This window comes from Pseudomonas sp. NPDC089396, from assembly GCF_044749545.1.
Taxonomy (GTDB): Bacteria; Pseudomonadota; Gammaproteobacteria; order Pseudomonadales; family Pseudomonadaceae; genus Aquipseudomonas.
The window spans coordinates 292,855-305,009 of the sequence record NZ_JBIVIC010000002.1 but is presented as its reverse complement, the minus strand read 5'-3'; the positions used below and the strand labels follow the sequence as shown (position 1 = coordinate 305,009).

Sequence of the window (12,155 nt, the reverse complement as noted above, 5' to 3'; positions counted from 1 at the left end):
GCCGGTACAGGCGAAGAATCAGCTGCCGGCGACCGTCATCCGCTCGATCAGCACCGACCCTGTGTGAATATTGCTGCGGGTCTCAAGATCACTACCAATGGCGACGATTTGCTGGAACATGTCCTTCATGTTGCCGGCAATGGTCACTTCCTGAACGGCATGCTGGATCTCGCCATTCTCCACCCAGAAGCCCGCCGCACCACGGGAGTAGTCCCCGGTCACCATGTTCAGGCCATGGCCCATCAACTCGGTCACCAGCAGACCACGGCCCATGCGGCGGATCAGCGCCGCCTGGTCTTCCACACCATGGGTGACATAAAGGTTGTGCACACCGCCGGCATTCGCCGTGCTCGGCAGCCCCAGCTTGCGCCCGGAATAGGTGCCCAACAGGTAGGACACCAGCTCGCCTTTGTCGACGAACGGCTTGGCATAGGTGGCCAGGCCATCACCATCGAACGCAGCGCTGCCCAGCGCTCGTGGAATATGCGGACGTTCATCGAGGGTCAGCCAACTGGGGAACAGGCGTTGCCCCATGGCGCCGTCGAGGAACGACGACTTGCGGTACAGGTTGCCGCCGGAAATGGCCGACAGGAAGCTGCCGAACAGGCCGCCGGCCAGCTCGGCGGAAAACAGCACCGGTACCTCGCAGGTCGGTACCGGGCGGGCACCGAGGCGGCTGGCGGCACGCTGCGCGGCGCGCAGGCCGATGCTGCGGGGGTCGGCCAGCAGGTTGCCCTGGCGATTCACGTCGTACCAGTAGTCCCGCTGCATCTGCCCATCGCCCTCGGCGATCATCACGCAGCTCAAGCTGTGCCGGGTGGAGGCGTAACCGCCGATGAAACCGTGGCTGTTGCCGTATACGCGGCAGCCTTGGTGGGTATTCAAGGTAGTGCCATCGGCATTGAGAATCCGCGGATCGGCGTCGAACGCCGCTGCCTCGCAGGTCAACGCCATTTCAATCGCCTGCTCCGGCTCGATATCCCAGTCATGGTAAAGGTCGAGGTCGGGAATCTCGCGGGCCATCAGCGCGGCATCGGCCAGGCCCGAGCATTCATCCTCGGAAGTATGCTTGGCAATGGCGAGGGCGGCGGCAACGGTTTCGCGGATCGCATCCGGGCCACTGGCCGAGGTGCTGGCCGAGCCCTTGCGCTGGCCGACATAGAGGGTGATGCCAAAGCCCTGGTCGCGATTGAACTCGACCGTCTCGACTTCACGCTGGCGCACCGTGGTGGACAGGCCTTGCTCCAGCGACACCGCCACCTCACAGGCGCTGGCACCTTGCCGGCGCGCCTCGGCGATGATCGCTTCGACCTGCTCCTGCAACGCTGGCAGGTCCTTGGGGCCTACGCTCTGGACTGCACTCATGGTTTTCTCCACTCAAATTCTGCGTTCGGCGAGGGTCATTCTACGACCGGGCCGGACAAGCGGCCCCCGACTGGTTATCATGGCGGCGATTTCTAGCGGACTGCCACCATGGTTGATTCATACGACGACGCCTTCGACGGCGAAAAAAGCAAAACCCAGATCAAGCGCGAGCTGCATGCACTGGTCGAACTCGGCGAACGCCTGACCACGGTCAAGGCCGATACCCTGGCGCGCCTGCCGCTGACCGACGAGTTGCGCAAGGCTTTGGCCGAAGCCTGCAAGCACACCGCCCATGGCGCGCGCAAACGCCACATGTCGTTCGTCGGCAAGCTGATGCGCGACCAGGACCTGGACGCCATCCACGCGGTGCTCGACCAGATCGACAGCTCCAGCCGCCAGTACAACGAGCGCTTCCACGGCCTGGAGCGCTGGCGCGACCGCCTGATCGACGGCAACGACGAAGACCTTGAGCGCTTCGTCAACGAGTACCCCGACACCGACCGCCAGCAACTGCGTTCGCTGATTCGCCATGCCCAGCACGAAAAGGCGCGGAACAAACCGCCCGCTGCTGCCCGCAAGGTGTTCAAGTACATCCGCGACCTCGACGAAATTCAGCGCGGCCTGCGCTGAAGGCTGGCGTGTAGGAGCGGCCTTGCGTCGCGAATGGGCTGCGCAGCAGCCCCGGCTATTTCTGCCGAGTCGCTGAGACCGTGGGGCCGCTTTGCGGCCCTTTCGCGACGCAAGGCCGCTCCTACAGGCAGCCCGTGTCATCAAGCGCCGGTACCACCGACAGTGATCGCATCCAACTTCAAGGTCGGCTGTCCAACCCCTACCGGTACCGACTGCCCATCCTTGCCACACGTGCCCACGCCACTGTCCAGGGCCAGGTCGTTGCCGACCATCGATACCCGACTCATGGCTTCAGGGCCGTTGCCGATCAACGTCGCGCCTTTGACCGGCGCGGTGATCTTGCCGTCCTCGATCAAGTACGCCTCGCTGGTGGAAAACACGAACTTGCCGCTGGTGATGTCCACCTGACCACCCCCGAGGTTGGCGCAGTAGATGCCTTTCTTCACCGAAGCGATGATTTCCTGCGGATCGCTTTCACCCGCGCGCATGTAGGTGTTGGTCATGCGCGGCATCGGCAGGTGCGCGTAGGATTCGCGGCGGCCGTTGCCGGTCACGGCCATGCCCATCAGGCGGGCATTGAGCTTGTCTTGCATATAGCCCTTGAGGATGCCGTTCTCGATCAGCGTGGTGCATTCGGTCGGGGTGCCTTCATCGTCCACGCTGAGCGAGCCGCGGCGGCCTGCGAGGGTGCCATCGTCGACGATGGTGCACAGGCTCGATGCCACTTTCTCGCCCAGCCGGCCACTGAACGCCGAGCTGCCCTTGCGGTTGAAATCGCCTTCCAGGCCATGGCCGACCGCCTCGTGCAGCAACACCCCGGACCAGCCGGAACCGAGCACAACCGGCAAGGTGCCCGCCGGCGCCGGGATCGCCTCCAGGTTCACCAACGCCTGGCGCAACGCTTCGCGGGCATAGCCCATGACCTTTTCTTCGGTGAAGAAACGGTAGTCGGTACGCCCGCCGCCGCCCTGCCCACCACGCTCGCGGCGGCCATTCTGTTCGACGATGACGCTGACGTTAAAGCGCACCAGCGGCCGTACATCGGCGGCCAGGCTACCATCGGCGGCAGCCACCAGAATGCGCTCCCAGACCCCTGCCATGCTCACGGTGACCTGCTGAATACGCGGGTCCAGCGCACGGGTGGCGGCATCGACGCGCTTGAGCAGCTCGACCTTCTCGGCACGGCTGAGCACATCCAGCGGGTTATCGGGCGCATACAAGGCCGCCACGTCCTGACTGCGGAAGGCCTGCACCGTGCCATTCTGGCCGGCACGGGAAATCGAACGCGCGGCGCGCGCCGCCGAGGTCAGCGCTTCGAGGTTGATCGCGTTGCTGTAGGCAAAACCGGTCTTCTCGCCGGACTGGGCGCGCACGCCCACGCCTTGGTCGAGGTTGAAGCTGCCTTCCTTGACGATACCGTCTTCCAGCGCCCAGGTTTCCGAGATCTGGCCCTGGAAGTACAGGTCGGCGGCGTCGATGCCCGGGCCGGCCAACTCGCCCAGCACAGCTTGCAGGCTGTCCAGGGTCAGTCCGCCTGGGGCCAGGAGCTGCTCGCTGACGGTGGATAACATCTGGCTCATAGTCACTCCGAGGTGTGCGCAGGCCGCAAGGCGCCCTGCGAGAAAAAGCGCCGGTGCGAAACCACCGGCATGCGCGCCCGTATGGACGCTTGTTCATCAGTGTCGCGCGTGGCCAGCAGAACCGCTTCGCCATGCGCCTGTTCGGCGACGATCCGTCCCCATGGGTCGACGATCGCCGCATGTCCGTGGGTTTCCCGCGGGCCTGGATGGGTACCGCCCTGGGCGGCTGCCAGCAGGTAGCACTGGGTTTCGATGGCCCGTGCGCGAATCAGCACTTCCCAGTGCGCTGCCCCTGTGACCGCGGTGAACGCGGCAGGTGCCGTAATCAGTTCCGCACCGGCGTCGCGCAATGCGCTGTAGAGCTCGGGGAAGCGCAAGTCGTAGCAGACACTGAGCCCCACGCGCCCCACCGGTGTATCGGCTACCACCACCTGAGCGCCATGGGCATAGTCGTCGGACTCGCGGTAGCGGCCACGGTTATCGGCCACGTCGACGTCGAACAAATGCAGCTTGTCATAGCGCGCCACCACCTCCCCGTGTTCGTCGATCAGCAACGAGCAGGCGTGGGCCTTCGCTGCGGGACGATCTGCGGGCGGCAGCGGCAAAGTGCCGGCAACTATCCATAATCTGAGGTCGCGGGCGGTGCGTTTCAACCAGGGCAGGATCGGCCCCTCGCCCAGCGCCTCGGCCAGGCCGATGGCGGCGGCGTCCTTGCGCCCCATGGCCGCAAAGTTCTCAGGCAGCACCGCCAGGCGTGCGCCGCCGAAGGCAGCCTGTTCAAGCAGAGCGCCCGCCCGCTGCAGGTTGGCCAGCACATCGTCCTGGCTGACCATCTGGATTACCGCTGCCTTCATGGGCACTCCCAAGACTACTTGTTGAAGGGTTTCACAAAGGTGATTCTAGGCTCTTTCCACGGCCCCTCGACGCGATAATGCACACTGGCAAAGCGCGATACCCGGTCACCTATCAGGCGATCGACGAGGAACAGTGCCCCGCCGACCGCCGGCGCTCCAACGATCAACGCCGCCAATGGCAGGTTGTTGGTCACCGGCAGCGTCACTTGCAGCTTGGCGTCGATCCGGTCACGGACCATATCCAGGGTGCCATCGAGCTCGAAGTTGCTCGATGGACCGGTCACCGTGATCGGCTCGCGGGTCACATAGACCCCGTCGCTGGCCACCAGCAGGCCCTTGACCCGGTCGTAGGCCAGGCCCTTTTCGAACAGGTCGGAGAAGTCCAGGCGCAGGCGCCGGCCGATCGAATTGAAGTTGAGCAGGCCAAATACGCGCAGGGCCTGGGCACTGCCCTCCACCTCGACGAACTGGCCGCTGCGCAAGGCCGCATCCATGCTGCCCGAGAAGCGCTTGAGGCCTACCCAGGCCGGTGAACCCGGCCAGCGGCCATCCACGTCCAGGCGAAAATCGCGACTGGTCACAGTGGGGGCGAAACCCCAGGCCTTGAGTATGTCGGCAAGGTTCTTGCCATCCAGGCGGCCCTTGTACCAGCTGCTGGTCGCGCCGGGGTTGCCCTCCCAGCCGCCGCTGCCATCGACGTGCAGCCCTTTGAAGTCCAGCTCGATATCCTGCGCAGCCACGCCGCGCGCGGTCGGCCGCAATTTCAGCGCCGCATTGCCATAGAGGTCGTCGCCGCGGTACAGCTTGTCGATGGTCAGGTCCAGCGCCGGGACTTTGCGGGGGTCGAACTTCGCCAGCGGATCAGGGCCTTCCTCGGGCTGGGCCGGGGTCACCTCGGCGGCAGGCAGGCGCAAGGTCTGCAACCGTACGTTCATCGCTGCGGCCTTGGCATCCGGCAGACGGGCGTTCCCTATCACTTCCTTGCTGTCCAGGCGCAGGTTCCAGGCCGGACCACTGCGTGCCAGACGCACAACCGCCTGGTTCAGGTCCATGCCGAAGGCTTTCAACTGGCCGATGCTGAGGTCGACGCTCTGCAGGTTCTGCCGGGCATTGCCACCCGGGTCATTACCGGCCAGGCCCGACATCTGCTCCTGCCAGGGTGCCAGGTCCAGCTTTTCCAGGCGCCCGCGCACCCGCAGGCCCTCGCCAGCGGGCAGCTGCGCATCGCCGGTACCCAGCAGCAACTCGCCACGGCCTTGGCCCAGCTTGTCGGCCGGTGCGGCATAGGTGAAACGGGCCACATCGGTGTACGCAACATCGAAGCGCCGCTCTGCCCCTTGCAGGTTCATGCTGAAACGGGTGTCGCGGGTATCCTGCGCGGCCTTGCCGAACGGTGCCGGCAGGTCGATGGCCAGGCCCTTGAGTGACGAGTTCACGCTCAAGCTGTTGTCACGACTGCCCAGGTTGACTTGCAACTGGTACGGCAGGTCGCCCGAGGCAGGCAAGGCCTGCTTGAACTGCAACCAATCGGTCAGGGCCTTGAGCGATGCCTGGCCCTTGGCGTTGATGCGTGTCTGCATCTGCCCGGCCTGCCCCTCGGCGGTGATCTGCGCGGTAACCGGCTTGCCAAACGCCTGCAGGGCGATGTTCTTGCCGCTCAGCCCTTTGTCGAAATCGAAGCTGAAATCACCCTTCAGGTGGTTCAGGTCCAAGCTCGGTGGCGCTACCTTGAGACGGGCATTGGCAGTGGCGAAGTCGACTTGCACTTTCGGCCGCTCGCCATGAGCCAGGGGAATGTCGAGCTTGACCTTGCCCTTGAGCGGCCCTTCGCCCTCCCAACCCGCGAAGATCTCCCCCGTACCGATCGGCGCCTCTTTGAGAATTTTCAAGCCATCGCCGAGCGGGCCATCGAAATCACCGTCCAGGAACAGGTGGCTGTGCTGATTGCCGTCGACATGGGGAATATCGACACTGATATCCGTGACCTTGGTGTCCAGCAGCAGACCCTTGCTGGCCTTGATCCGCACGCCGCTGTCTTCGATCAGCACATCGCCATCGACGTGCTGTACCTGGGGCCAGCCAGGCTGGAAGTCCAGCGCCGCGTCACGCACTTTGAAGAACAGGCTGATGCTGCGTGCCTCCGGCGTCGCACCATGGTTGAGCGAGCCCTGGTACTGGAAATAGCCCTGGTCCACATTGCCTTTGACGATGGCGCTGCGCAGCCAGTCGTCGAGGGCCGGGCTGAGCACCTCCGGCAGGTACTTGGCGGTGTAGCGACCGTCGCCTTCGGTCAGGCCGACGCGCAGGTCCATGTAGCTCTCGGCGCCTTCGGTGAACAGCAGGCGAATCAGGAAATCGCCGGCGATCCTGCCCTCTTCGCCCAGGACCTTGAGGTACGGGGCGATCAGGGTGAAGCCGTCTTTGTCGAGGGCGTAGGTCAACCGGGCATTGGCTTTCTGGTAATGCCAGGGTTTGGCGAAGATCGGATACAGATGCAGCATGAATGCGTCGGTATCCAAGCGCAGTTCACCGTGCCCCAGGTCGCCGCTGATACTGCCGCTGACATTGCCGGCGGCAGGTGCGCCGTGATAGGCATCGAAGCCGACCTTCTCCAGGTTGGCGGCGAATTGCAGCCGCTGGTCGCCTTCAGCCTTGGGCCGCACCTCCAGCCGCACGTTGCGCACCGCGCCGGTAACCTTCAACCCATCGACCACGGCCCTGAGTTTGTCCGGCAGCGGCGCCAGTGCGTCGATCAGCGGGGTCAGCGGGGTCAGGTCCAGACGGTCAGCCTGCAGCTGCCAGCTTTCACCCGCAGGCTCTTGGCCAGGCCGCTGACGCAGTTGCAGGTGCGTTTCCCAGCGGGTTTTGCCGATGTTGGCCGCCAGGGAATCGACCACCACATCGAAACCCTGATCCTGACGCTGGAACCAGGCCGACAGTGCCAGGTTATCCAGGGTGACAGCCTTGCGCTCGGCGTAGGCACCGCGCAACTGGGGGGCATTGAGGCGAACCACGGCCTGCTGCAGCTGCCCCTTGCTCCAGTCGACCCAGAATTCGCCACCGGCACGCAGGGCTTCTGCATGCCACTGGCCCATCAGGCGAGGTGGCAGCCAGTTCGCCCAATCGCTTTGCGGCAGGCTCAGGTACGCCTCGACCCGGCCATCGCGCCAGGCCTCGGCCGTTGCTCGGCTGCGCAGGTTGACCGCCAGCGGCTGCCCATCGGGCAAGGTCGCGCGCAGGTCGAGGGCCTGGCGCGAGGCGCCGGCTTGCAGGCCGAGGCTCACGTAGGTGAGGGTCAGCGGGTCACGTTGCCAGGGGTGCAGGGTGACCTGGCTGTCGAACACATCGATACGCCCCAGTTGGCGCAGGCGCTGCAGCACCTCGGCCGGGTCCACAGGCGCGTCGTCTTTTTTCGGCAGACCTTCGAGGGCCCAGGCGCCCTGCTCGTTCTCGCGCAGGATCAATTGCAGGCCACCGAGCTGGATATGCGCCAGGCGCAACTCGCGCGAGGTCAGGCTGGCCCACATGTCGGGCACCAGCTTCACCTCATCGAGGCGCAAGGCCGAGGCGCCCTCGCCCACCTGCAGGTCCCGCACACGCAGCACCGGCGCCAGGCCACTCCAGCGACCTTCCAGGGCACCCACATGCACCGGCAAGCCCAATGCCTGCTCGGCTTTGCTTTCAACGTCGGCACGGTACTCCGCCACCAGCGGCACCAGCTCGCGGCCGAGGCTGACATACAACGCCACCAACACGGCCAACAGGGCGCAGATGCCCAGGCCCCAGCGGGTCAAGGCAACAAGAACGCGGGTCAGACGTCCCATGGCCATGGCCCTCCGGTTGATTTATCCATGATGGCCGCTGGCGTCGCTTTTGCCAGCCCGGCCATCACGTGATGTGCATCAGAAGGCCTCAGAGCAGCACCACATCGTATTGTTCCTGCGAGTACATCGACTCGACCTGGAAGCGGATGGTCCGGCCGATGAAGGCTTCCAGTTCTGCCACATTACCGGATTCTTCGTCGAGCAGACGGTCGACCACCTTCTGGTTGGCCAGTACCCGGTAGCCTTCGGCCTGATAGGCGCGGGCTTCACGGAGAATCTCGCGGAAGATTTCGTAACAGATGGTTTCAGGCGTCTTCAGCTTGCCACGGCCCTGGCAGGCGACGCAGGGCTCGCACAGGACCTGTTCGAGGCTTTCACGCGTGCGCTTGCGGGTCATCTGAACCAAACCCAGCTCAGTGATGCCGATGATGTTGGTCTTGGCGTGATCGCGCTCGAGCTGCTTCTCCAGGGTACGTAGCACCTGGCGCTGGTGCTCTTCGTCTTCCATGTCGATGAAGTCGATGATGATGATCCCGCCGATGTTGCGCAGGCGCAGCTGCCGGGCAATGGCGGTGGCCGCTTCGAGGTTGGTCTTGAAGATGGTCTCTTCGAGGTTGCGGTGGCCGACGAAGGCACCGGTGTTGACGTCGATGGTGGTCATCGCCTCAGCCGGATCGACCACCAGATAGCCACCTGACTTGAGCGGCACCTTGCGCTCCAGTGCACGCTGAATTTCGTCCTCGACCCCATACAAGTCAAAAATCGGTCGTTCGCCAGGGTAATGTTCCAGACGATCGGCAATCTCCGGCATCAATTCGCCGACGAACTGCATGGTTTTCTGGAAGGTCTCCCGCGAATCGATGCGGATTTTCTCGATTTTCGGGTTGACCAGGTCGCGCAGGGTGCGCAAGGCAAGGCCAAGGTCTTCGTAGATGACGGTGGGCGCGCCGCAGGTCTGGATCTGGCTGCCGATCTGCTCCCACAGGCGGCGCAAGTAGCGGATGTCCTGCAGGATTTCTTCGGCGCGCGCACCCTCGGCGGCGGTACGCAGGATGAAACCGCCGGCATCCTTGATGTTCTCGTTGTTCATGCAGTCGCTGACCACCTGCTTGAGGCGATCACGCTCGGCTTCGTCTTCGATCTTCAGGGAAATGCCGACATGGCTGCTGCGCGGCATGTACACCAGGTAGCGTGAGGGTATCGACAGCTGGGTGGTCAGGCGCGCGCCCTTGGTCCCGATCGGGTCCTTGGTCACCTGAACCACCAGGGCCTGGCCTTCATGTACCAGGGCAGTGATGGTCTCCACCGCCGAGCCTTCGCGCTGGGAAATTTCCGAGGCATGGATGAACGCCGCGCGTTCCAGGCCGATGTCGACGAACGCCGCCTGCATCCCCGGCAACACGCGTACAACCTTGCCTTTGTAGATATTGCCGACGATGCCGCGGCGCAGGGTGCGCTCTACATGCACTTCCTGCAGCACCCCGTTTTCCACCACCGCCACACGTGACTCCATCGGGGTGATGTTGATCAGGATCTCTTCACTCATGGCAGGCTCTCGTCAAAGGTCTTCGGTAATGATGGATCGCGCGTGCCAGGCTGGCTACCGCTGGTTTGTTACCTCTGGCAAAGCGCCGGTACCTGCCAGCAGGCGATACCGAATTGGGCGAGCAAGTCTGCCGTTTCGCTCAAGGGCAGGCCGACCACTGCGGAGTAGCTGCCCTGAAGCCCGGTCACGAACACTGCGCCCAGGCCCTGGATGGCATAGCCCCCGGCCTTGTCCGCCGGTTCGCCGCTGGCCCAGTATCGTTGTGCTTCTGCTGTGCTGATCGGGCGAAAACGCACGTTGCTGCTGACACACAGACTCTGGCTGCGCGAGCCATCGCTCAGCGCTACCGCGGTCAGTACCTGATGTTCACGGCCCGCCAGCTCGGCCAGCATGGCCAAGGCATGTTCGCGGTTTTCCGGTTTGCCGAGAATACGACCATCGAGCACCACCGCCGTGTCTGCCCCAAGCACCACGGCCGGGCCAGCCAGGTTGGCGAGACCGGCTTCGGCCTTGGCCAGGGCCAGGCGCTCGACATAGGCCTCGGCGCTTTCACCAGGCAGCGGGGTTTCATCGATCGGGGCAGTGGTGACCGTGAACGGCACGCCAATCTGGGTCAGCAATTCACGCCGACGGGGGGAGCCGGAGGCCAGGTAAAGTGGGTTCATGCAGACATCTCCCTGTCAGTCGCGGCAGCGCCGTCAGTTGATATGCAAGCGCCGGCGCAAGTCGCGCAGGGCAAAACTGATCCATGGCCAGAGCAAGGCGCTGATCACCGCCGACCAGACCAGTGCCAGGGTCGGCAAGCGGTTGCCGGTGAGCGCGCTGAGCCACAGCTGGATCAGCTGGGCGATACCGAAGATCACCAGGATCACCAGGCACTGCTGCCACATCGGGAACATGCGCAAGCGCTGCTGCAGGGACAGCACCAGGAAGGTGATCAGGGTGAGGATCAGCGCGTTCTGCCCGAGCAGGGTGCCGTACAGCACATCCTCGGCCAGACCCAGCACGAAGGCGGTGGTCATGCCGACCTTGTTCGGCACCATGAGCGTCCAGAACGACACCAGCAGTGCCAGCCACATGGGCCGGAACACTTCGAGGAACTGGGGCATGGGCGAAACGCTGAGCAGCAGGCCGATGGCGAACGTCAGCCAGATGACCCAACCGTGATTACGGCGCGACTTGGCCATCATTGCCTCCGAGGATGAGCCGGCGCTGCGGGCGCCGGGGCTGGGCTGGCGGGGACGGCTGCCGGAGCAGGTGCCGCCGCGGCGGGGGCCGGAGCGCTGGCAGGCGCGGCCTGCTCGCCATTGGCAGCAGGCGGGGTCAGGCTCGTCGCGCCCTTGCGGTCAGCTTCTTCCTGGGCAATCGCGGCCTCGGTGGCGCGCTGTTCCGGCGTGCGTCGGTCGCTGAACACCAGCAGCATGTAGCGGCTGCGGTTGAGCGCGGCGGTTGGGATGGCGCGAACGATGGCGAAGGGCTGGCCGGAGTCGTGGATCACTTCGTTGACCGTGGCCACCGGGTAGCCGGCCGGGAAGCGCTGGCCCATGCCGGAACTCACCAGCAGGTCGCCTTCCTTGATGTCGGCAGTGTCGGCCACGTGACGCAACTCCAGGCGCTCCGGGTTGCCGGTGCCGCTGGCGATGGCGCGCAAGCCGTTGCGGTTGACCTGCACCGGAATGCTGTGGGTGGTGTCGGTGAGCAGCAGCACGCGCGAGGTGTACGGCATCAGCTCGACTACCTGGCCCATCAGGCCGCGGGCATCGAGCACCGGCTGGCCGAGGAATACGCCATCGCGCTCGCCTTTGTTGATCAGGATACGGTGGGTGAACGGGTTGGGGTCGACCCCGATGAGTTCGGCCACTTCAACCTTTTCATTGACCAGCGCCGAGGAATTGAGCAGCTCGCGCAGGCGCACGTTCTGCTCGGTCAGGGCCGCCAGCTTCTGCAGGCGCCCCTGCAGCAGCAGGGCCTCGGTCTTGAGCTTTTCGTTTTCCGCGATCAGTTCGGTACGGCTGCCGAACTGGCCGGCCACACCTTGCCACATGCGCTGGGGCAGGTCGGTGATCCAGTACGACTCCATCAGCACCAGCCCCATCTGGCTGCGCACCGGTTTGAGCACGTCGAAACGCGCATCGACCACCATCAGTGCGACCGACAGCACCACCAGTACCAACAGGCGAACGCCCAGCGAAGGGCCCTTGGAGAAAAGCGGTTTAATGGGCCGTTCCTCGTGGACGACTCAGGAGGTCATTGGACATGGAAAAACGCACCAGCCTGGTTGCGGGTTGACGGAAACGACGCCGGAAGGACGCCAGCCCAGCGCATACAGGTAGCACTGCGCGTGCTACCTGTAAAC

Annotated in this window: 8 protein-coding genes and 1 pseudogene; 1 reads left to right on the top strand and 8 read right to left on the bottom strand. The window is 64.5% G+C overall.

Annotation, left to right across the window (positions count from 1 at the left end; all coding sequences use genetic code 11):
• Window positions 1-18: 18 nt before the first annotated feature.
• Window positions 19-1,365 (bottom strand): metalloprotease PmbA, encoded by a 1,347-nt coding sequence (gene pmbA, locus ACIPZB_RS04385; protein ID WP_008092498.1) that lies wholly within the window; start codon window positions 1,363-1,365, stop codon window positions 19-21.
• Window positions 1,366-1,473: 108 nt separating this feature from the next.
• On the opposite strand from pmbA, the gene yjgA reads away from it, so the two are divergent.
• Window positions 1,474-1,995 carry a ribosome biogenesis factor YjgA gene (gene yjgA / locus ACIPZB_RS04380; RefSeq protein ID WP_008092499.1) on the top strand — a complete coding sequence of 174 codons (522 nt, stop codon included), beginning with the start codon at window positions 1,474-1,476 and terminating at the stop codon, window positions 1,993-1,995.
• 140 nt (window positions 1,996-2,135) lie between these two features.
• Here the strand turns inward: yjgA and tldD are convergent, their stop codons facing one another.
• From tldD to mreC, 7 genes and pseudogenes are all read right to left on the bottom strand, one after another.
• On the bottom strand, window positions 2,136-3,575 hold the full coding sequence (gene tldD, locus ACIPZB_RS04375; RefSeq protein WP_400639130.1) for a metalloprotease TldD: 1,440 nt from the start codon (window positions 3,573-3,575) through the stop codon (window positions 2,136-2,138).
• A gap of 2 nt (window positions 3,576-3,577) precedes the next feature.
• Window positions 3,578-4,429 carry a carbon-nitrogen hydrolase family protein gene (locus tag ACIPZB_RS04370; RefSeq protein WP_400639129.1) on the bottom strand — a complete coding sequence of 284 codons (852 nt, stop codon included), beginning with the start codon at window positions 4,427-4,429 and terminating at the stop codon, window positions 3,578-3,580.
• A 14-nt stretch (window positions 4,430-4,443) separates the two neighbouring features.
• Complete coding sequence (locus ACIPZB_RS04365; RefSeq protein WP_400639128.1) at window positions 4,444-8,259, bottom strand: YhdP family protein; 3,816 nt, start codon at window positions 8,257-8,259, stop codon at window positions 4,444-4,446.
• A gap of 82 nt (window positions 8,260-8,341) precedes the next feature.
• On the bottom strand, window positions 8,342-9,799 hold the full coding sequence (gene rng / locus ACIPZB_RS04360) for a ribonuclease G (RefSeq protein WP_400639127.1): 1,458 nt from the start codon (window positions 9,797-9,799) through the stop codon (window positions 8,342-8,344).
• A 54-nt stretch (window positions 9,800-9,853) separates the two neighbouring features.
• Window positions 9,854-10,464: pseudogene (locus ACIPZB_RS04355) on the bottom strand (Maf family protein).
• Between the two features lie 33 nt (window positions 10,465-10,497).
• A complete protein-coding gene (mreD, locus tag ACIPZB_RS04350; RefSeq protein ID WP_008092508.1) occupies window positions 10,498-10,986 on the bottom strand; it encodes a rod shape-determining protein MreD in 489 nt (162 codons plus the stop codon).
• Window positions 10,986-12,017 (bottom strand): rod shape-determining protein MreC, encoded by a 1,032-nt coding sequence (gene mreC, locus ACIPZB_RS04345; protein ID WP_400639360.1) that lies wholly within the window; start codon window positions 12,015-12,017, stop codon window positions 10,986-10,988. Before mreC ends, mreD begins: the two co-directional genes overlap by 1 nt.
• Window positions 12,018-12,155: the final 138 nt, after the last annotated feature.

What these genes read in the sequence shown, in the direction of transcription:
- pmbA (WP_008092498.1), bottom strand. Translation starts at nt 1,365, where the DNA reads ATGAGTGCAGTCCAGAGCGTAGGCCCCAAGGACCTGCCAGCGTTGCAG.
- yjgA (WP_008092499.1), top strand. Translation starts at nt 1,474, where the DNA reads ATGGTTGATTCATACGACGACGCCTTCGACGGCGAAAAAAGCAAAACC.
- tldD (WP_400639130.1), bottom strand. Translation starts at nt 3,575, where the DNA reads ATGAGCCAGATGTTATCCACCGTCAGCGAGCAGCTCCTGGCCCCAGGC.
- ACIPZB_RS04370 (WP_400639129.1), bottom strand. Translation starts at nt 4,429, where the DNA reads ATGAAGGCAGCGGTAATCCAGATGGTCAGCCAGGACGATGTGCTGGCC.
- ACIPZB_RS04365 (WP_400639128.1), bottom strand. Translation starts at nt 8,259, where the DNA reads ATGGCCATGGGACGTCTGACCCGCGTTCTTGTTGCCTTGACCCGCTGG.
- rng (WP_400639127.1), bottom strand. Translation starts at nt 9,799, where the DNA reads ATGAGTGAAGAGATCCTGATCAACATCACCCCGATGGAGTCACGTGTG.
- mreD (WP_008092508.1), bottom strand. Translation starts at nt 10,986, where the DNA reads ATGGCCAAGTCGCGCCGTAATCACGGTTGGGTCATCTGGCTGACGTTC.